This window comes from Paenarthrobacter sp. 22069, from assembly GCF_052046035.1.
GTDB lineage: Bacteria > Actinomycetota > Actinomycetes > Actinomycetales > Micrococcaceae > Arthrobacter.
The window spans coordinates 79,696-98,151 of the sequence record NZ_JBQEQF010000010.1 but is presented as its reverse complement, the minus strand read 5'-3'; the positions used below and the strand labels follow the sequence as shown (position 1 = coordinate 98,151).

General features: G+C 67.6%; 19 protein-coding genes. 11 read left to right on the top strand and 8 right to left on the bottom strand.

All coding sequences use genetic code 11. The features are described from left to right. Nucleotide 1 precedes the first annotated feature (1 nt). On the bottom strand, nucleotides 2–1,012 hold the full coding sequence (locus ACTJK0_RS10150; RefSeq protein WP_110542373.1) for a tripartite tricarboxylate transporter substrate binding protein: 1,011 nt from the start codon (nucleotides 1,010–1,012) through the stop codon (nucleotides 2–4). A 148-nt stretch (nucleotides 1,013–1,160) separates the two neighbouring features. Between ACTJK0_RS10150 and ACTJK0_RS10145 the strand changes: the two genes are divergently transcribed. The 5 genes from ACTJK0_RS10145 (at nucleotide 1,161) to ACTJK0_RS10125 (ending at nucleotide 7,532) form a co-directional block, all read left to right on the top strand. Beyond that, complete coding sequence (locus ACTJK0_RS10145) at nucleotides 1,161–2,045, top strand: LysR family transcriptional regulator (protein WP_110542372.1); 885 nt, start codon at nucleotides 1,161–1,163, stop codon at nucleotides 2,043–2,045. A 141-nt stretch (nucleotides 2,046–2,186) separates the two neighbouring features. Then, a complete protein-coding gene (gene kdgD / locus ACTJK0_RS10140; protein ID WP_110542371.1) occupies nucleotides 2,187–3,101 on the top strand; it encodes a 5-dehydro-4-deoxyglucarate dehydratase in 915 nt (304 codons plus the stop codon). Nucleotides 3,102–3,143: 42 nt separating this feature from the next. Further along, nucleotides 3,144–4,757, top strand: a complete 1,614-nt coding sequence (locus tag ACTJK0_RS10135; RefSeq protein WP_440745060.1) for an aldehyde dehydrogenase (NADP(+)) — start codon at nucleotides 3,144–3,146, stop codon at nucleotides 4,755–4,757. Next, entirely contained in the window at nucleotides 4,754–6,082 is a 1,329-nt protein-coding gene (locus tag ACTJK0_RS10130; RefSeq protein WP_110542369.1) for an enolase C-terminal domain-like protein, read from the top strand. Before ACTJK0_RS10135 ends, ACTJK0_RS10130 begins: the two co-directional genes overlap by 4 nt. Nucleotides 6,083–6,185: 103 nt before the next feature. Then, the gene (locus tag ACTJK0_RS10125) at nucleotides 6,186–7,532 is read left to right on the top strand and encodes an MFS transporter (protein WP_440745059.1); all 1,347 of its coding nucleotides are present in this window, start codon (nucleotides 6,186–6,188) and stop codon (nucleotides 7,530–7,532) included. An 88-nt stretch (nucleotides 7,533–7,620) separates the two neighbouring features. On the opposite strand, the gene ACTJK0_RS10120 is transcribed toward ACTJK0_RS10125, so the two are convergent. Both ACTJK0_RS10120 and ACTJK0_RS10115 read right to left on the bottom strand, forming a co-directional pair. After that, entirely contained in the window at nucleotides 7,621–8,850 is a 1,230-nt protein-coding gene (locus ACTJK0_RS10120; protein ID WP_440745058.1) for a beta-ketoacyl-[acyl-carrier-protein] synthase family protein, read from the bottom strand. A 7-nt stretch (nucleotides 8,851–8,857) separates the two neighbouring features. Continuing rightward, nucleotides 8,858–10,471, bottom strand: a complete 1,614-nt coding sequence (locus ACTJK0_RS10115) for a peptide chain release factor 3 (protein WP_440745057.1) — start codon at nucleotides 10,469–10,471, stop codon at nucleotides 8,858–8,860. Nucleotides 10,472–10,667: 196 nt separating this feature from the next. Between ACTJK0_RS10115 and ACTJK0_RS10110 the strand changes: the two genes are divergently transcribed. The 3 genes from ACTJK0_RS10110 to disA all read left to right on the top strand — a co-directional run bounded on the left by ACTJK0_RS10110 (nucleotide 10,668) and on the right by disA (nucleotide 12,826). Next, nucleotides 10,668–10,910 (top strand): hypothetical protein, encoded by a 243-nt coding sequence (locus ACTJK0_RS10110; protein ID WP_440745056.1) that lies wholly within the window; start codon nucleotides 10,668–10,670, stop codon nucleotides 10,908–10,910. Nucleotides 10,911–11,003: 93 nt separating this feature from the next. After that, the gene (locus ACTJK0_RS10105) at nucleotides 11,004–11,504 is read left to right on the top strand and encodes a 2'-5' RNA ligase family protein (protein WP_440745055.1); all 501 of its coding nucleotides are present in this window, start codon (nucleotides 11,004–11,006) and stop codon (nucleotides 11,502–11,504) included. Nucleotides 11,505–11,749: 245 nt separating this feature from the next. Next, nucleotides 11,750–12,826 (top strand): DNA integrity scanning diadenylate cyclase DisA, encoded by a 1,077-nt coding sequence (disA, locus tag ACTJK0_RS10100; RefSeq protein WP_440745054.1) that lies wholly within the window; start codon nucleotides 11,750–11,752, stop codon nucleotides 12,824–12,826. Between the two features lie 96 nt (nucleotides 12,827–12,922). Here disA and ACTJK0_RS10095 read toward each other — a convergent pair whose 3' ends face one another. Continuing rightward, nucleotides 12,923–13,627, bottom strand: a complete 705-nt coding sequence (locus ACTJK0_RS10095; RefSeq protein WP_440745053.1) for a hypothetical protein — start codon at nucleotides 13,625–13,627, stop codon at nucleotides 12,923–12,925. 274 nt (nucleotides 13,628–13,901) lie between these two features. Between ACTJK0_RS10095 and ACTJK0_RS10090 the strand changes: the two genes are divergently transcribed. The 3 genes from ACTJK0_RS10090 (at nucleotide 13,902) to ACTJK0_RS10080 (ending at nucleotide 15,780) form a co-directional block, all read left to right on the top strand. Beyond that, nucleotides 13,902–14,720, top strand: coding sequence for an A/G-specific adenine glycosylase (locus tag ACTJK0_RS10090; RefSeq protein ID WP_440745103.1), 819 nt, complete (start codon nucleotides 13,902–13,904; stop codon nucleotides 14,718–14,720). Nucleotides 14,721–14,776: 56 nt separating this feature from the next. Then, complete coding sequence (locus ACTJK0_RS10085) at nucleotides 14,777–15,208, top strand: DUF3592 domain-containing protein (protein WP_110542360.1); 432 nt, start codon at nucleotides 14,777–14,779, stop codon at nucleotides 15,206–15,208. 77 nt (nucleotides 15,209–15,285) lie between these two features. Then, the gene (locus ACTJK0_RS10080) at nucleotides 15,286–15,780 is read left to right on the top strand and encodes a hypothetical protein (RefSeq protein ID WP_110542359.1); all 495 of its coding nucleotides are present in this window, start codon (nucleotides 15,286–15,288) and stop codon (nucleotides 15,778–15,780) included. A 15-nt stretch (nucleotides 15,781–15,795) separates the two neighbouring features. Here ACTJK0_RS10080 and ACTJK0_RS10075 read toward each other — a convergent pair whose 3' ends face one another. The 4 genes from ACTJK0_RS10075 to dhaK are packed head-to-tail and all read right to left on the bottom strand — an operon-like array spanning nucleotide 15,796 to nucleotide 18,399. Continuing rightward, complete coding sequence (locus tag ACTJK0_RS10075) at nucleotides 15,796–15,969, bottom strand: hypothetical protein (protein ID WP_440745052.1); 174 nt, start codon at nucleotides 15,967–15,969, stop codon at nucleotides 15,796–15,798. Nucleotides 15,970–16,004: 35 nt separating this feature from the next. Then, nucleotides 16,005–16,766 carry an HPr family phosphocarrier protein gene (locus tag ACTJK0_RS10070; RefSeq protein WP_440745051.1) on the bottom strand — a complete coding sequence of 254 codons (762 nt, stop codon included), beginning with the start codon at nucleotides 16,764–16,766 and terminating at the stop codon, nucleotides 16,005–16,007. Continuing rightward, the gene (gene dhaL / locus ACTJK0_RS10065; protein ID WP_440745102.1) at nucleotides 16,763–17,395 is read right to left on the bottom strand and encodes a dihydroxyacetone kinase subunit DhaL; all 633 of its coding nucleotides are present in this window, start codon (nucleotides 17,393–17,395) and stop codon (nucleotides 16,763–16,765) included. Before dhaL ends, ACTJK0_RS10070 begins: the two co-directional genes overlap by 4 nt. A 2-nt stretch (nucleotides 17,396–17,397) precedes the next feature. Beyond that, on the bottom strand, nucleotides 17,398–18,399 hold the full coding sequence (dhaK, locus tag ACTJK0_RS10060; protein ID WP_110542356.1) for a dihydroxyacetone kinase subunit DhaK: 1,002 nt from the start codon (nucleotides 18,397–18,399) through the stop codon (nucleotides 17,398–17,400). Nucleotides 18,400–18,456 lie beyond the last annotated feature (57 nt).

Here is an 18,456-nt window from a genome sequence, read left to right as displayed (position 1 = left end):
GTTACTTGTTCCCGCTGAGGCTGATGCCGTACTTCTCCACCAGGGACTTGTACTTCGCGGCGTAGTCCTTCCACTGGGTGACCACTTCCTCGCCGGAAATCTCCTTGGGGGTCAGGAGGTTCTTCTTGTTGAACTCCTTGTAGGCATCGGAGCTGAAGGTGCCCTTGAAGGCGGCGGCCAGCTTATCCTTGACCTCCTGGGGCGTACCCTTCGGGGCCGCGACCGCACGGTACTGCGCCACCGGCACGTCATAGCCCGCTTCCTTTGCGGACGGGACATCCGGCAGGAAGCTGTTGCGCTCTTCGGAGAAGACCAGCAGCGGCGCCACCTTCCCGGCCTGGATCTGGGCCATAGCCTCGCCCAGCTGGACCGTGGCCAGCTCCACCTGGTTGCCCAGCACCGCGGTCAGGGCCGGCTTGCCGCTGTCAAACGGGACATCGGTGCCCTGCACGTTGGCTTGCTTGAACAGCACTGTCTGGGCGAGCTGGCTGCCGGTGCCCACGCCCGTGGTGCCGAAGGTGACGTTGCGGCCGGCTGCGGTGACATCCTTGAAGCTCTTGAAACCGGAGCCCTGGCTGGCCACGAGGACGTAGTCGTCCTGGGAGAGGCCGGTGATGATATCGAGGTCATCCAGGTTGACGGCCTCGTCCTTGCTGACGGCCAGGGGCGTGATGGTGATCAGCGAAGCGGTGAGGAGGACCAGTTCCTGGCCGTCGGCCGGCTTGCCCGAAACTTCCTTCGTGGCCAGCGCACCATTGGCTCCAGGCTTGTTCACCACCGGCATCGGGGCACCCAGGGTCTTGGCCGCTCCGTCGGCGAGTGCCCGGGCAATGAGGTCGGTGCTGCCGCCGGCGGCCTGGCCTACTGTCATTGTGACGGGGCCGGACGGGTATGTGGAGGTGTTGCCGGCCGCGGCTCCGCCGGCAACATTGCCGCCGCAGGCGGTCAGTGCCAACAGGGCGAAGAGGGACGCCGTTCCGAGGACGGCGCGGCGTGACGGGAAGTGCATCATTGGAACTCCTAGGGCAAGTGCAAGTGCGGGCTGGGGCGCCCGGAACAGCCGTGAAGGGGGTCACCCCGCTTCGCTTTGTCGAGTGTAGGGAGCCGCTATGATGCCTGTCTAAGCCCTTATCTGCATCATTTGATACCCGGAAGGCATCATGTTTACTTTCGACCAGCTGGCCGGCTTCATTGCCGTTGCCGAGGAACTGCATTTCGGCCGGGCAGCGGAACGGCTCAATATGACGCAGCCACCACTCAGCCGGCAGATACAAAAGCTGGAAAAGATCGTGGGGGCCGAGCTGCTGGAGCGTGACAACCGGAAGGTGGAGCTGACGTCCGCCGGCCGGACCTTCCTGGATGAGGCCCGCAGGCTGATGGCCCTCGCCGAAAGGGCCCCGGTGACAGCACGCCGGATCGCGTCCGGCAAGTCGGGCGTGCTGCGGATCGGATTCACCGCAGCCAGCGGCTTCAGCATCCTGGGCCCGCTGCTGGGCGAACTTTCGGGCATCATTCCGGATGTGGACATCGAGCTGCAGGAACTTGTCACCGGCGAACAGCTGGCAGGTCTGCTGACCGGCGAACTGGACCTGGGGCTGGCCCGCCCCCCGTTCGACACGGACACCTTCGACTCACACCTGCTCTACAGGGAGTCGATAATGCTGGCCGTCCCCGAAGGCCATCCCCTCACGGGCTTGGGACGGAACATCACCGCTGACGATTTCAGCGAGGAGCCCCTGATCATGCACTCCCCCACGCAGGCCCGTTACTTCTATGACCTGGTGGTGCGCATGCTGCCCATCCGGCACGCCAATGTTGTGCATACGGTCAGCCAGATCCTCACCATGGTGTCGCTGGTTGCCGCCAACCGGGGCCTGGCATTCGTGCCGCACTCGGCCACCATGCTGGGCATCCGCGGAGTGGAATTCCTGCCACTCGAGGGCGGCGACAGCGAGCAGGTCGAACTCCATGCCCTGTGGAACCGCCGCGTCACCAACCCTGCCCTTTCCCGCCTCCTAAGGGACCTGGAGTTCGCCATGGAGTAGCCTCGAATCCGCGCGAACCTTGATGCCGGGAAGGTATCAATACATACAAAAATGCACTTAGACAGGCATCAGGGTCCCTCCTACTCTGGAGAGGAACCATCAGCCTGCCGCCGCGCGGCGCACCTACCGAAGGACCACACCGTGGCTAAGTACACCCCCCAGGAACTCGCGGACACGCTCAAGGAAGGCCTGCTGTCCTTCCCCGTGACCTCTTTCGACGCGAACCTGCAGTTCGATGAAGAGAACTACCGCAAGCACCTGGCGTGGCAGGCGAGCTTCCCGGTTGCCGGCCTGTTTGCCGCCGGCGGCACCGGCGAAGGCTTCTCACTCACGCCGGCCGAATCGGAGCACGTGGTGCGCACCGCCGTCGAGGAAGTGGGGAGCCGGGTACCTGTCCTGGCATCGGCGGGCGGGTCCACCGCCCAGGCCATCGCAAACGCCCAGGCCGCGGAGGCTGCAGGTGCTGAAGGTATCCTCCTCCTGCCCCCGTACCTGACCGAAGCCGACCAGGACGGCCTGGTGGAGCACGTCAGCGCGGTCTGCAAAGCCACCTCGCTGGGCGTTATCATCTACAACCGGGCCAACGCCATCTACAAAGACACCACAGTGGCAACCCTCGCGGAGCGGCACGAAAACCTGATCGGGTTCAAGGACGGCGTGGGCGACCTGGAACACGACGCCCGCGTCTACGCCAAGCTCGGCGACCGGCTGTTCTACCTTGGCGGCCTGCCCACCGCCGAGACCTTCGCGCTGCCGCTGCTGCAGCTGGGGATGAGCACGTACTCCAGCGCCATGTACAACTTCGTTCCGCAGTTCGCGCTGGACTTCTACCAGGACGTCCGCAACAATGACCGCGCCGCCGTGAACAAGAAGCTCAATGACTTCGTCATTCCCTACCTGGACATCCGTGACCGCGTGAAGGGCTATTCCGTGTCCATCGTCAAGGGCGGGCTGGAGGCCATTGGCCGGTCCGCGGGACCCGTCCGGCCTCCGTTGCAGAACCTGGCCCCGCAGGACTTCGCGGACCTGAAGGCCTTGATCGCCACCGTTTCCTAGCCGTCACCACAGACCGCACCACTCCAACCACAGGAGGAACCCATGACCCTTACCGGACATTCACTCATCGCCGGCCGGACGGTTGCCGGCGCAGGCAAAACCACTTTCGGGTTCAATCCCGCCACCAACGAGGCCCTCGAGCCCGCGTACACCCTGCTCACCGGGGAGCAGCTCCAGGCCGCGACCGCAGCAGCGAAGGATGCTTTTGCGTCCTTCAGCACTCTTGACCCGGAGACCCACGCCGCGTTCCTGGAGGCCATCGCCGACAACATCGACGCCATCGGTGAGGAACTGATCACCCGCGCCGAACAGGAAACGGGTCTTCCTGCCGCACGGTTGCAGGGCGAACGCGCCCGCACCACCGGCCAGCTGCGCCTCTTCGCCGGCGTGGTCCGCCAAGGCGACTTCCGCGGCGTCCGGATCGATCCCGCCCTTCCCGACCGCACCCCGCTGCCCCGCGCGGACATCCGCCAGCGCCAGATCCCGCTCGGCCCGGTGGCGGTGTTCGGCGCCAGCAACTTCCCGCTGGCCTTTTCGACGGCGGGAGGAGACACCGCATCCGCCCTCGCCGCCGGCTGCCCCGTGGTCTTCAAGGCCCACAACGCCCACCCCGGCACCAGCGAACTCGTGGGCCAGGCCGTGACCAAGGCCGTCAGGGACGCAGGCCTGCACCCCGGCGTGTTCTCCCTGATCTACGGCCCCGGCGCGAGCATCGGCCAGGCACTCGTGGCCGATCCCGCCATTAAGGCCGTCGGCTTCACCGGTTCCCAATCCGCCGGCATCGCCCTGATGAAGACTGCCGCCGCCCGCCCCGAACCCATCCCTGTCTATGCCGAAATGTCCTCCCTGAACCCCGTCTTCGTCTTCGACGGCGCCCTCACCGGCGGCACCGAAAGCATTGACGCCATCGCCCAGCAGTACGTCGCTTCCGTCACCGCAAGCTCCGGCCAGCTCTGCACCTCACCGGGCCTGCTGTTCGCCCCCGCCGGCGAGCTGGGCGACAAACTCGCCACCGCCGTCGCACGCGCCACTGCCGCCTGCTCCGGACAGACCATGCTCACCGAAGGCATCGCCAGCTCCTGGAACACCGGAACCGAGGCACTCGGCTCAGCGGCCGGCGTCGAACTGATTGGCCAGGGCACCCCCGGCCCCACCCGCAACGCCCCCGCCCCCACCATCTTCGGCACCGGCATCCAGCAGTTCCTGAACAACCACGTCCTGCACGGGGAAATCTTCGGCGCCGCGTCCCTGGTCATCCAGTACAACAACACCGAGGACCTCCTCCAGGCCGCCACCCGGATGGAAGGCCAGCTCACCGCATCCCTCCAGCTCACAGAGTCCGACTACGCGATGGCAGCACCCCTCATCCCCGTCCTGGAACAAAAGGTAGGCCGGATCATCGTCAACGGCTGGCCCACAGGAGCGGAAGTAGGCCACGCCATGGTCCACGGCGGCCCCTTCCCCGCCACCTCCGACTCCCGTACCACCTCCGTCGGGACCCTGGCCATCCACCGTTTCCTCCGCCCCGTCGCCTACCAGAACCTTCCCCAGGAACTCCTCCCCGAACCCCTCCAGGACAGCAACCCCTGGCACCTCAACCGCCGCATCAACGGCGACGTGATGCCCGCAGCCGAGAAAGCAGAAGTCAGCGCATGAGCATTCAGCCCCTTATCGCGGGCATCGAGGTGGTGCCGGTCGCCGGGCACGACAGCATGCTGATGAACCTCAGCGGCGCGCACGGTCCTTTCTTCACCCGCAACATCGTCATCATCACCGACTCCGAGGGCCGGACCGGCCTGGGTGAAGTTCCCGGCGGTGAGAAGATCCGCACCACCATTGAGGAGGCCGGCGCGCTGCTCAAGGGCAAGCCGGTGGCGCGCTACCGGTCCCTGCTGCGCGAGGTTGCGGCGGCATTCGCGGACCGCGATGCCGGAGGCCGCGGGCTCCAGACCTTCGACCTGCGCACCGCGGTACACGCCGTGACCGCCGTCGAATCCGCCCTGCTGGACCTGCACGGACAGTTCCTGGGTGTCCCAGTGGCGGAACTGCTGGGTGACGGGCAGCAGCGGACCTCGGTGCCGATGCTCGGGTACCTGTTCTTCGTCGGCGACCACAAGCGCACAGACCTGCCCTACCTCGTGGAAGACAACCCGTCGGACCGCTGGGAGAAGCTCCGCCGCCAGGAGGCCATGACTCCGGAAGCCGTCGTCGCCCTCGCCGAAGCCGCCCAGGAACGCTACGGATTCAGCGACTTCAAGCTCAAGGGCGGCGTGCTGTCAGGCGACGACGAAGTGGACGTCGTCACCGCCCTGGCCAAGCGGTTTCCGGACGCCCGCGTCACGCTGGACCCGAACGGCGGCTGGCTCCTCGAGGAGGCAATCCGGCTGGGCAAGCGGATGCAGGGCGTCGTGGCGTACGCCGAGGACCCCTGCGGTGCCGAAGGCCGCTTCTCCGGCCGTGAAGTCATGGCCGAATTCCGGCGTGCCACCGGCCTGAAGACCGCCACCAACATGATCGCCACCGACTGGCGCGAAATGTCCCACGCGGTCCGGAGCAACGCCGTCGACATCCCGCTGGCGGACCCGCACTTCTGGACCATGCACGGCTCGGTCCGGGTGGCGCAGCTGTGCAACGAATTCGGCCTGACCTGGGGATCGCACTCGAACAACCACTTCGACATCTCGCTGGCCATGTTCACGCACACCGGTGCAGCCGCCCCGGGTGAAATCACTGCCCTTGACACGCACTGGATCTGGCAGGACGGCCAGGGCCTCACCACGGAGCCGCTGCAGATCAGGGACGGTGCCATCGAGGTTCCCAACAAACCCGGGCTCGGCATCGAACTGGACCGCAACGCCCTGGACAAAGCCCACCAGCTGTACCTGGAGCACGGCCTGGACGCCCGCGACGACAGCATCGGAATGCAGTACTACATCGACGGCTGGGCCTTCGACCCCAAGCGGCCCTGCCTGGTCAGATAACCAGCGTTCCGTCACGGACAGCTGCCGCGGCCTTCCCCGGCAGCTGTCCGGTAATTTCTCCGAGGCCCCGGCCTTGCCAGTCCCCACCCAAAGGAAACACTCAATGAAGCCTGTGGACAACGCCGTCCTGGACCTGGCATCCGCCACCAGGAAGTTTTTCAAGCGCGTGCTCCCGGTCATGCTGGTCATGCTGGTCTGCAACCAACTGAACCGCTCCAACATCGGTTACGCCCAGGACCACCTCCAGGCGGACGTCGGCATCGGCGCCGCAGCATACGGTTTCGGTGCCGGCCTGTTCTTCATCGCGTATGCGATCTTCGAACTGCCCAGCAACGTAATGATGGAAAAGTACGGCGCGAAAATCTGGTTGACCAGGATCATGGTCAGCTGGGGCATCGTTTCCTTCCTCATGGCGTTCGTGCAGAACGAAACCATGTTCTACATCCTGCGGTTCCTCCTGGGCGCTGCAGAGGCCGGATTCTTCCCGGCCGTGATCTTCTACTTCGCGCGCTGGGTTCCGGCAGGCCAGCGGGGCAAGGCGACCGCTGTCTTCATCGCCGGCTCCTCCGTGGCGGCCGCCATCTCCGGGCCGGTCGCCGGGATGCTCCTGAGCCTTCAGGGCGCTTTGGGCCTGCACGGCTGGCAATGGCTGTTCGGTTTCGAAGGCATTGCCTCCGTGCTGGTGGGCATCGTGGTCTTCTTCCTGCTCGACGCCAGGATCCAGGACGCCAGGTGGCTGTCCCCGGCCGAAAAAGCCGCCCTGGCCCAGGCGATCAGCGCCGAGGATGAACAGCACCCCACGGCGGACACCGGGAAGGTCAACCGCTGGAAGATGCTCCTGAACCCGCAGATCCTGCTTCTGTGCGGTATCTACTTCGCCATCCAGCTGTCCATCTACGCCAACACGTTCTGGCTTCCCAGCATCGTCAAGCGGATTCCGGGGACCACGGACCTCTCCGCCGGCTTCCTGTCCTCCATCCCCTGGATCTGTGCCGTCGTCGCCATGTACTTCGCCGCGAAGTGGCAGGACAAGGCCAAGTCCAGGAAGCCCCTGCTGGTGGTTGCGCTCCTGGTGGCCGCGGCCGGCACGTACGCTGCTGCCGTGGCATCCCCGGTGCTGGCGCTGGTGTTCCTGGCCATCGCCGCCATGGGTTTCAAGAGCGCATCTCCGCTGTTCTGGACCATCCCCCAGTCCGGCCTGCACCCGCTGGTCCTGGCCCCCGCCATCGCCATCATCAACTCGCTGGGCAACCTGGGCGGCTTCGTGGCACCCTTCGGCTTCGGCATCATCAAGGAACAGACAGGCAGCGTAATTCCCGGGCTGTTCGCCCTGGCCGCAGCGTCCGCAGCGGCTGCCGGACTGGTCTACTTCCTGAGGGAGCGCCGCACCGCGGAACCGGCCGGGAACGCAGCGGACGCCTCCGGGGCGGCGGTTCCCAGCCGCGCCTGACGAGCCGGGTCCTCGAAATCGCCGGAACGGGGCCGGGACGCCGGAACGGTACGGCGTCCCCGGCCCCCTTCCGGCGTTCTGGCGGTAGTCAGGCGCCCGTAATCACCAGGGCCACGCTGTGGCCGCCAAAACCGAAGGCATTCACCAGCCCTGCCGGGGCAGACTCCGGGGGCAGCTGGTGGGTGCCTTCGGTGATGACGTTGAGGTCCACGTCGGGGTCCAGTTCCTCCACGTTCAGCGTCGCGGGCACTTTTCCTTCGCGCAGGGCTTCAAGGACCACGACGGCGGCCAGCGCGCCGGCCCCGCCCAGCAGGTGCCCGGTGTGCCCCTTCGTGGAGGTGACGGGGACAGCCGCGCCGAAGACGGCGTTGATGGCCTGCCCTTCCAGCCGGTCGCCCACGGGGGTGGAGGTGGCATGCGCGTGGACGAACCCGATGTCCGCGGGCTGCATCCCGGCCGAGTCCAGCGCCTTCTGCATGACCCGTCGCTGCATCGCGGGGTCGGCGGCCACAATGTCGTTCGCGTCGGACGTCACTGCACCCCCGGCCACCGCGCCGAGCACGGCGGCGCCCCGGGCGCGGGCGTGCTCCTCGCTCTCCAGCACCACCACGGCGGCGCCTTCGGCAAGCACGAATCCGTCACGGGCGCCGTCGAACGGCCGCGATGCCCGCTGCGGCTCACCAGGGTAGGTGGACAGGGCACGGATCTGCGAAAAGCCGCTGATCACCAGATCGTTTACGGAGGCATCCACACCGCCGGCAATCACGACGTCGGCTGCACCGGAGCGGATCATCTCGGCTGCCTGGACAATGGCCTCAGCCCCGGATGCGCAGGCGCTGACAGGCGTCCGGGCGCCGCCGCGGGCGCCGAGGTCGATGGACACCCACGCGGCAGGGCCGTTGACCATGAGCCGGGTGAGGGTGTGCGGCGAGACCTTGCGGGGGCCTGATGCGGCGAGCGCCCGGTCCTGCTCGAGGGTGGAACCGAGGCCGCCGTAGGCCGAGCCGATCACCACGGCGAAGCGTTCGGGATCAACCTCCGGGCGTCCGGCCTGCGCCCAGGCTTCGCGGGCCGCAACCAGCGCCAGCTGGCCGCACCGGTCCATCCGCTTCATCTCGCGCGTGCTGAGGTGCTGCGAAAGCTCTGCCGTGACCTGCCCCGCGATCCTGACCGGCAGCTGCGCCGCCCAGTCATCCTCGAGCGCCCCGATACCGGAACGCCCGTCAAGCAGTGCCTCCCAGGTTTCCTTGACTGTGGAACCCAGGGGGTTGATTGTGCCGGCGCCGGTGACCAGTGCGCGGGATTCGATGCCAGCCATAAAAGCCCTACTTTGCGGGGTTGTGCGTGCCGATGGGCACGAGCGTGAGGTCGGGGTGGTTTTTCTCGATCCGCCGCAGCGCCCACACGTCGTTGAACAGGGCGAGGTACTCGCCGTCGGACCGCAGCAGCACCTCAGCGCCGGGCACGTTGGCCAGCGCGGGCATGGCATCCGCCGTCGAAATCCGGGCCAGCGAGTACGGTAGGCGTTCCAGGCGCATGGGCGCGCTGAAGTCGTGCGCCATCCGGTCCTCCACCACTTCGAACTGCATGGGCCCGACGGCGGCAAGCACCGGCGCCTGGTCACCGCGGAGGTCGGAGCGGAGCAGCTGGATGACGCCCTCGTGTTCGAGCTGCTCGATGCCGCGGCGGAACTGCTTGAACTTGCTGGGATCCTTGGACCGGGCAACCTGGAAGTGCTCGGGGGCGAACAGCGGGATGGCCGGGTACTCCACCGGGTTTTCGAGGAACAGGCTGTCGCCCACGCGCAGGGACGACGCGTTGACCAGGCCCACCACATCGCCCGGATAGGCCTCGTCGATGACTTCGCGTTCGCGGCCGAACACCTGCTGGGCGTACTTGGTGGCAAACGACTTTCCGGTGCGGGTCTGCGTGACCACCATGCCACGTTCGAAGACGCCGGAGCAGACGCGGATGAAGGCCACGTGGTCGCGGTGTGCCTTGTTCATGCCGGCCTGGACCTTGAACACGAAGCCGGAGAACGGCGATTCCACGGGGCGGGGGTTGCCGTCGATGTCCGGCCGGGGGGCTGCGGGCGGGGCGAAGTCCACCAGTGCGTCCAGCAGTTCCTTGACGCCGAAGTTCAGGGCGGCGGAGCTGAACAGGATGGGGGTGGCCTTGCCTGCGTGGAAGGCGTCGACGTCGAACTCAAGGTTGGACTCGACCACCAGCCCCGCTTCGTCAACGGCGTCGGACCAGTTGCTGCCCTGATCTTCCGCGGCTTCCTCCGGGGTGAAGTATTCAGTGATGGCGATCTGGGCGCCGGCGTTGTTGCGCTGGAACCGGGCGAAGCGGTCATTGCGCAGGTCCCAGACGCCCCGGAAGTCACCGGAGATGCCCACGGCCCAGGTCAGCGGCATGGGTTGGAGGCCGGTGCGTTCGGTGATTTCGTCCATCAGTGCCAGCGCATCCAGGCCGGGCCGGTCCCACTTGTTGATGACGGTGATGATGGGCAGGTTCCGCTGCTTGCAGACCTCAAAGAGCTTCATGGTCTGGGTTTCCAGGCCCTTGGCGGCGTCCACCAGCATCACGGCGCAGTCCACGGCGGCGAGCACCCGGTAGGTGTCCTCGGAGAAGTCCGCGTGCCCGGGGGTGTCCAGGAGATTGATGACGGTGTCGCGGTAGGAGAACTGGAGGGCGGCGGAGCTGATGGAGATGCCGCGGTCCTTTTCCATCTGCATCCAGTCGGAGACCGTTTCCTTGCGGTTGGCCTTGCCGCTGGACGCGCCGGCGGTGCCGATGACTTTCGCGTGCAGGGCCAGCGCCTCGGTGAGGGTGGACTTTCCGGCGTCCGGGTGGGAGATGACGGCAAAAGTCCTGCGGCGGCCCGCTTCCTTGTGAATCTCGGAGATCCGGGCGGGGGTCAGGACATCTTGGGACACGGTGCTACCTTCGCTGCGGTTTGTGGCTGCCCAGGGGCCTGTCGGATACTGCGCTGCGACTCAAGGGCGGGGAATGCAATTGGCAAACGGCCAAAGTACAAGTTTATCGCAGGGCCGCAAACCGGCCGGGTGGCGCTTAACGTGGGCGAAACCGGACGTTCAAGGCCGCGAAATGCCATGGCGTTAGCTTGGGCGCATGATGCATGGCGCCACCTTCTCCGGGAACCTCTTTTTCGACCCGCTGGCCACCAACCTGGGTTCCGGCACGGGCAGCGGCACAGCAGAGGCAAAGGGGCCAGCGCACGAGCAGGCGGACCCGTCCGGCCCGTCCCGGAAGCGCGGGATGCAAACGCCGGCAGAGCATAATGCGCTCCGCGCCGCATCCCTTTCGAAGCTCAGCCGGGACCTGGAACGGATGCTCCGGGAACGGAAGCGCTGATGCACGACGGCGGGGCGGCGGCACCAGCCACCCGGCATGCAGGTGCCGCCCAAGCACCGCGGGCCCGGGACCGGAGACCGGCATGATGTTTCCATGCGCAGCATCGAGTTGGTCTTTGACAGCCTTACGGATTCCCTGGTCAGGGACGACTGGGCCCGGCTGGAGGCCGCGGGCCTTCCCAGCCTGGCAGCGCACACCTCCCCCAGCAACGCCCCGCACGTCACGCTCGCCGCCGGCCCGGAACTGCAGGTAGGTGGCGATGGGCCCTGGCACCGGCTGCCCATGGACATCGCACTGTCCGGAGCGGTTGTCTTCCCGGCAGGCACCGGAAGGTACGTCCTCGCCAGGGCAGTCCTCCTGGCTGCACCCCTCCTGGACCTGCACCGCGACCTGCACGGGGCCCTCTCAGGCGCCCTGCCCATGACGGCCCCGGGAGCCTGGACCCCGCACGTGACCATCTCGCGCCGGATCCGCGGGGACCAGCTGGGCGCAGCCATGGACCTGCTGAACCTGCGCTTGGACGGCCGTTGCACGGCGGCGCGGCTCTGGGACGGCAGCACCAAAACGCTCACGCCCCTGGGCCGGCCCGCCTGACCAACAGCGGAGCCATGGCACAACGGACCAAAAGTGGCTACCGGGCCCAAGTGGCCGGCGGGCATTTTTCCGGCCCTTCCGCGCACCCCCTAATGGGGCACTTTGGGGCTTGCCCGTGCGGAAGTTGCGTTTCTTGCCCCTATCATGGAGCTTGCGGGAATCACAGCACTTTTTGATCCTGCCGGCCAACTGCGGACGCCGGCATTCCTGCGGGTGGGAGTCCGCACCTTTGAAGGGAAACACCTATGGCGCGGAGCCCCGAAGAATCGCTGAGGGCCACTCTGGGCAGGGTGGCACCCGGAACGCCCCTTCGCGACGGCCTGGAACGGATCCTGCGCGGCCGCACCGGCGCACTGATCGTCCTGGGCTCCGACCGCACCATCGATTCCATCTGCTCCGGCGGATTCGACATCGGCATCGAGTTCTCGCCCACCAGGCTGCGGGAGCTGGCCAAGATGGACGGCGCCATCATCTGCGACAGGGACGCCGGCAACATCCTGCGCGCCGCCGTCCAGCTGGTTCCGGACTCCAGCATCGAGACCCAAGAGTCGGGCACCCGCCACCGCACGGCGGAACGGGTGGCCAAGCAGACCGGCGTCCCCGTCATCTCCGTGAGCCAGTCCATGCAGATCATTGCCCTCTACGTGAATGGCCTGCGGCACGTCCTGGAAGGCTCGGAGAACGTCCTGGCCCGCGCCAACCAGGCCCTGGCCACCCTTGAGCGCTACGTGGCCCGCCTGGACCAGGTCACCAGTTCGCTGTCCGCGCTGGAAATCGAGGCCATGGTGACGGTGCGGGACGTGGCCGTCACCCTCCAGCGGCAGGAGATGGTCCGCCGCATTTCCGAGGAGATCTCGCAGTACGTCCTGGAACTGGGCGAAGACGGCCGGCTCCTTTCCCTCCAGCTGGATGAGCTCACGGTGGGCCGGGGTCCGGGCAGCGACGTGATCATCCGCGATTACGCCAGCCCCAATGCTTCCGCTGAAGACATCGACAGGGCCGTCAATGAGCTGGTCAGCCTCGGTCCGACCGAGTTGATCGATCTCGGAAGGATTTCCGCGATCGTAGGGTTCGCAGGCGGTGAGGCCAATCTCGATGCCGTCGTCCAGCCCCGCGGCTACCGGCTGCTGTCCGGCCTGAAGGCTGTCCCCAAGGCCGTGGCCGACCGCTTGGTGGACCACTTCGGCGGCCTGCAGTTCCTCATGGCGGCCACCATCGATGACCTCATGACGGTTGACGGCATCGGTGACCAGCGCGCCCGCACCGTGCGTGAAGGCCTGAGCCGGATGGCCGAGGCAAGCCTCCTGGACCGCTTCCTCTAAAGTCCTCATGCGTGGGACACCGCTCATCGAGTGCTCCGTAGTTGTCGTTATGAAGCCTGAAAACGACAATTAGGCAGCAATCGATGAAGCAGCAGCTCAGTTCAACTGGAAGACGGCCTTGGGGCTGGCGCGCGAACCCAGCTTCGCGGTGAAGATGTAGTAGGCCCCGCCGCCGCCCGGAGCTGCGGCCACCGCCTTGCACCCGTCGGCACTGCGGTTCCGGCTCCACGGGAAGTTGGCCGTTTCGCCGGCGCCGGGCGCGATGACCTTGACCAGGTCCTCGCTGGACGCCTGGCAGTCCTTGGACGAGAAGATGCGGTCCGATCCGCTGGTCACCAGGAACTCCATCTGCGAGGTCCCGATGTTGACCTCACAGGGAACCGTGCCGCCGTTGGTCACCTTCAGGGTGAGCAGCGGGTTTTCCCCCGGGCCGTAGGCGGGCTTGTCCGTGGACGCCGATACGGTCACCAGGTTCTGGTTGCAGGCAGGGGTGGCGGAGGCAGTGGGCGACGGCGTGGCGGACGGGGTTGCCGACGCGGACGCCGAGGGGGTGGCGGCAGCAGACGGGGAAGCCTGGGAGGTGGCCGGATCGGTGGAAGACGGCTGGGTGGAGGACGCCTGCTGCGAACCGCCCTTGAAGGCCCCCGCCAGGGCGAATCCGCTGATCACCAGCGCGATCACCAGAAGCAGCGCACCGCCGGCCACCAGCCTCCGGCGGCGGTACACGGCGGCGCTCGGCTTCCGGACGCTGCTGGAACCCGATGCCGTGCCGCGTGCTGGTGAATTGCCTTGCCTGCCCATCCTCCTAGGCTAGGGAACACTGCCTGTTCTGCCTTGCCACCACGCCGCCGGACCCCCGTCACTCTGGTCACAGCCGGTTTGCAGCCCGCCGGAAGGCATCCATTACAGTGTTGGCATCGACACTCAAACCTCTCCCACCCCGGACCTTGCCGTGGGCCCCGCCAGCCTGGAGCTGCTCCACCAGCAGATCACCTCCTGGTTCGCCGGCATTGCCCGCGACCTGCCCTGGCGCGAGCCTGCCTGCTCCGCCTGGGGCGTGCTGGTCAGCGAGATCATGCTGCAGCAGACCCCTGTGGTCCGGGTGCTCCCCGTCTGGCACGAATGGCTCAAGCGCTGGCCCTCCCCCGCCGCCCTGGCCGGGGAACCGGCAGGCGAAGCAGTCCGTTCATGGGGCAGGCTTGGCTACCCGCGCCGGGCGCTGCGGCTGCACGCCGCGGCAACGGCAATTGTGCAGGACCACGGCGGCAAGGTACCGGACACCTACCCGGAGCTGTTGGCCCTGCCCGGTGTGGGCAGCTACACGGCCGCGGCGGTGGCTGCGTTCGCGTACGGCCGCCGGGAGACGGTGGTGGACACCAACATCCGCAGGGTCCACGCCCGGCTTGTGTCCGGCGTCGCGCTTCCCGCCCCGGCGCTGACGGCGGCGGAGATGCGCCTGGCCGCCGCCCTGTTGCCGGACGACGACGACACCTCGGTGCGCTGGAACGCTGCGGTCATGGAGCTGGGGGCGCTGGTGTGCACGGCCCGGGCGCCCAAGTGCGCTGCCTGCCCGGTGAAGGACTCCTGTGCCTGGCGTGCGGCAGGCGAGCCGCCGCCGTCGTACGTCCCCAAGGGCCAGGCGTGGCACGGCACCGACCGCCAGGTCCGCGGCGCCGTGCTGGCCGTACTGCGGCTTGCGGATGCACCCGTGCCACCGGACATGTTCCAGCGCGAACCCGCCGATCTCGGCTACGCCCCGGAAGGAATCGGGGTTCCCCTCGCCGCGCTGCACCGGCTCAATTCCGCCCCGGAGCAGCTGGAACGGGCGCTGGCGGGGCTGCTGGCCGACGGGCTGGCGGAACTGCACGACGGCGGTTACCGGCTCCCGGCTTGATCCGTTGCGGTGCGGGCGGATGGCATACTTCTTGGTGACTGGAACCGGGGGAAGCCATGAGAACCATCCTCTACATCGTGTGGGCGCTGTTCGTTGCCGCCGCGATCTTTTCGCTGCTCTACGCCGCCCGCAGGACCAGGCGCCAGGAGCGGCTCATGTCCGCCTGGCCCAAAGCCCAGGCCACGGTCACCGGCAGCGCCACCGGGTGGACCAGCGGCGTGGGCGGCGCCAACCGCAACCTCCGCTACTACCCCACCTACCAGTTCGTGGATCCGCAGGGCACCCTGTTCATGGGCAAGTCGGAGGTCTCCACCGTGGAACAGCCCATGCCTGGCTCCCTGATCGAGGTGGCGTACAACCCCGCAAACCCCGGGGAATCACTCCAGGTTTCATCGGAGCCGCGCACCGCAATGGGCTGCCTCATCGCGTTTTTCGCCGTCTTCGCCATCGCCCTGTTCTGGTTCATCGGTATCTTCCCCGTGGATTAGGCCTCCGGCATAACGATGCTGCCGCCAATTGGGGCCGGCCCGGGTTGGGGCGCCTGGTGCGGACGTAGCCTGAAGGCATGCGCAAGCCCGGACTGCTCCTGGCGTTACTGACCACCGCGTCGCTCGTCTCGGCCTGCGAGCCCGCCGGCAGCGCGTGTCCGGCGATTGCCCAGGCCACCGCCGTGGCCGTGACGGTCACCGCCGGGTACTCACCCCGGGTGGCGACACTGCACCTCCGCGCCTGCCAGGACGGGGCCTGCACGGAGGGCGGCGTCGAACTGCGCCCGGGCAGCTCCTCCATCGATCAGGGATGCAGCCCCGAGGGCGCCTGTTCGGCCACTGCCTCGCCCGATGGCACCAAGGTGGGGACCCTCATGCTGGCCGCCCTGACCGAGTCGCCCATAACGGTGACCGCCTCCGGCACGGCAGCGGATGGCGGCGCGCTTCCGGTCCGCACCCTGGAGTTCCGCCCGAAAGCGCTGTATCCGTTCGGTGAGCAGTGCGGCAAGGTCCTGTCGGCGGCTGTCGTGCTGGACGACGCCGGGCTGCACCAACAGCCTGCGTCCCGGTAAGGTTCGGGGCGGCGGCTAGAACAGGGCGGGCTGGGTGAAGGTTTCGCCGTCGGCTGCGCCGGCCGCCTCGGCGCCGTAAACGGGCTCGGCGCTCCAGTCGAAGCCGAGTTCGGCAAGCAGTTCCTCCACGGAAATTTGACCGTCCAGCACTTCGATTTCCGGTGTGTTGTCTGCTTGCGGCCGTTCCATGGCATCGAGCTTATTCGCAGCAGGCTCCCACCGGGTCAGGGCTCGCCGAAGCCGGCCTCCACCAGGCCGCCCACGTACTCCACCGCCCGTTCGGCGTCCACGCCCCACGCCTCCACGTGCAGCACCGTCCCCTTGCCGGCGCCCAGCGTCATCAGGCCCGTCATGGACGCGCCGTCCACGCCGTTGATGGTCACTTCGGCGTCAAGCGAGGCCAGACCGCCTGCCACCTTGGCGGCTGGCCTGGCGTGCATCCCGGCCTGGTTGACCAGCTCGAAGTCGCCGGTGCAGTCGGGCGGCGCGCTGCTGACCGGCTCCGGCCCCGGCCCCTGTCCGTCCGGTCCGGGCTGGGCCGCCGGCGAGCGCACGCCTTCAGCCGCCCGCCGGACCGCCTGTACGTCCGCTCCGCCCTGGGCGGCCACCGCGGCGGCCACCAGGCCTTCCACCAACGGGGCGTCGGCGATCAGGACGCCTCCCGGGTTCTCCAGGAATTCGAGCGCCGATTCCGCTGTCATCACGGCCGACCCCAGGTCGGTAAGGACCACGGTGCCGTCCGGACCGCCGGCGGCACTGCGCCGGCCGCCGGACTGATGGCCAGCCTGGCCTCCGGACTGGTCCCCGGCTTTGGCCCTGGCCTGCTCAAGGGCGCCGAGGACCTTCTCGAGGCTGGTGCCGATCCTGCCGTCGTCGGTGCCGCCGGCGGGCAGGATGACGACGTCGGGTGCCATTTGGGCGGCCAGCTCGACGGCGCCGTCGGCAATCTTTTCGCTGTGGGACACCACCACGATGCTTACCGTCACGCAGCCGCCCCAACGGCCGCACGCAGGATCAGCGCGCTGGACGCGGCGCCCGGGTCCCGGTGGCCGGCGCTGCGTTCGCCAAGGTAGCTGGCCCTGCCTTTCCGCGCCACCATCGGATCGGTTGACACTGCCCCGGCCTCGGCGGCTTCTGCAGCCGCCACCAGGACACCAAAGACATCGCCGTTGCCACCGTCGGCGGCGGCCCGGGCCGCATCGACCGCCGGCGCCCAGGCATCCACCATGGTCTTGTCGCCGGGCTCGGCCTTCCCGCGCGCTACGATTCCGTCCCGGGCAGCCGCCAGCGCTCCGGCCCACGCCGCTGCATCAATCTCAGCGGAATCACCAAGGGCGGTGGCGGCGCGAAGGAATGCCGTTCCGTAGAGGGGGCCGGCGGCGCCGCCCACCTTGGACATCAGCGTCATGGCCGTCATCTTCAGTGCGGCACCGGGCGTCTCCGGCTCGGCCTCGCCGAGCTTGGCGAGCACAGCCTGGAAGCCCCGGTCCATGTTCTCGCCGTGGTCCGAGTCGCCGATGGCGCGGTCCAGTTCAATGAGTTCAACACGGTGTTCGGCCATGGCCTGCGCGCACAGCGTCAGCCATTTCACGGCCCAGTTCACATCCAGTGCCACAGTCACACGCCCCAGCGCAGGGCGGCGGTGTGGACGGGCGCGTCCCACAGTTCCGTGAGTTCGTCGTCGAGCCGCAGGACCGAGATGGAACAGCCCTGCATCTCCAGCGCGGTGATGTAGTTGCCCACCAGGGACCGTTCCACCGTGGCGCCGGCATCGGCAAGCACCTGCACGGCCCGCCGGTACACGATGTAGAGCTCGCTGAGCGGGGTGCCGCCCATGCCGTTGACGAACAGGAGCACTTTGTCGCCGGAGCTGATTTTCAGGTCGGCCAGGACCGGTTCCAGCAGGCGGTTCGTGATGCTGTCGGCGTTTTCCATGGGGATTTTGTGCCTGCCCGGCTCACCGTGGATGCCGATGCCGATCTCGATCTCGTCCTCGGCCAGGTCAAAGCTGGGAGTGCCCGCATGCGGAACAGTGCAGGCCGAGAGCGCAACGCCCATGGTCCTGACATTGGCATTAACCCGTTCGCCCATGGCGGCCACGGCATCCAGGTCGTCGCCGCGCTCGGCGGCGGCACCGGCGATCTTCTCCACCAGGACAGTGCCGCCCACTCCGCGGCGGCCGGCCGTGTAAAGCGAGTCCTCCACCGCCACGTCGTCATTGACCAGCACGGTACGGACGCTGACGCCTTCGGCCTCGGCGAGTTCGGCCGCAGTCTCGAAGTTCAGGACGTCGCCGGTGTAGTTCTTGACGATATGCACGACGCCGGCACCTGAGTTGACTGCCAGGGTGGCCGGAAGGATCTGGTCCGGCGTAGGCGAGGTGAACACCGCCCCCGGCACGGCGGCGTCGAGCATCCCCTGCCCCACGTAGCCGGCGTGCAGGGGCTCATGGCCGCTGCCGCCGCCGGAAACCAGGCCCACCTTGCCGGCCACCGGCGCGTCCTTGCGTGTGACGTAGATGGGGTCCTCGCTGACGTTGACCAAGCCGGAATACGCCAAGCCAAAGCCCTGGACCGCTTCCTGGACAACGGATTTGGGATCGTTGATGAGTTTCTTCATGGCGGTGCTCCTGGCTGTGCTCCTGAAGGATGTGTTTTCCGACCCTACTACCGGGAT

Excerpts from the sequence above, each read along its gene's own strand:
- ACTJK0_RS10145 (WP_110542372.1), top strand. The coding sequence starts at position 1,161 with ATGTTTACTTTCGACCAGCTGGCCGGCTTCATTGCCGTTGCCGAGGAA.
- ACTJK0_RS10085 (WP_110542360.1), top strand. The coding sequence starts at position 14,777 with ATGAGAACCATCCTCTACATCGTGTGGGCGCTGTTCGTTGCCGCCGCG.
- ACTJK0_RS10095 (WP_440745053.1), bottom strand. The coding sequence starts at position 13,627 with ATGGGCAGGCAAGGCAATTCACCAGCACGCGGCACGGCATCGGGTTCC.
- ACTJK0_RS10080 (WP_110542359.1), top strand. The coding sequence starts at position 15,286 with ATGCGCAAGCCCGGACTGCTCCTGGCGTTACTGACCACCGCGTCGCTC.
- ACTJK0_RS10105 (WP_440745055.1), top strand. The coding sequence starts at position 11,004 with ATGCGCAGCATCGAGTTGGTCTTTGACAGCCTTACGGATTCCCTGGTC.
- ACTJK0_RS10130 (WP_110542369.1), top strand. The coding sequence starts at position 4,754 with ATGAGCATTCAGCCCCTTATCGCGGGCATCGAGGTGGTGCCGGTCGCC.
- ACTJK0_RS10090 (WP_440745103.1), top strand. The coding sequence starts at position 13,902 with ATGCTGCAGCAGACCCCTGTGGTCCGGGTGCTCCCCGTCTGGCACGAA.
- ACTJK0_RS10135 (WP_440745060.1), top strand. The coding sequence starts at position 3,144 with ATGACCCTTACCGGACATTCACTCATCGCCGGCCGGACGGTTGCCGGC.
- ACTJK0_RS10120 (WP_440745058.1), bottom strand. The coding sequence starts at position 8,850 with ATGGCTGGCATCGAATCCCGCGCACTGGTCACCGGCGCCGGCACAATC.
- disA (WP_440745054.1), top strand. The coding sequence starts at position 11,750 with ATGGCGCGGAGCCCCGAAGAATCGCTGAGGGCCACTCTGGGCAGGGTG.
- ACTJK0_RS10125 (WP_440745059.1), top strand. The coding sequence starts at position 6,186 with ATGAAGCCTGTGGACAACGCCGTCCTGGACCTGGCATCCGCCACCAGG.
- dhaK (WP_110542356.1), bottom strand. The coding sequence starts at position 18,399 with ATGAAGAAACTCATCAACGATCCCAAATCCGTTGTCCAGGAAGCGGTC.
- ACTJK0_RS10150 (WP_110542373.1), bottom strand. The coding sequence starts at position 1,012 with ATGATGCACTTCCCGTCACGCCGCGCCGTCCTCGGAACGGCGTCCCTC.
- ACTJK0_RS10110 (WP_440745056.1), top strand. The coding sequence starts at position 10,668 with ATGATGCATGGCGCCACCTTCTCCGGGAACCTCTTTTTCGACCCGCTG.
- ACTJK0_RS10075 (WP_440745052.1), bottom strand. The coding sequence starts at position 15,969 with ATGGAACGGCCGCAAGCAGACAACACACCGGAAATCGAAGTGCTGGAC.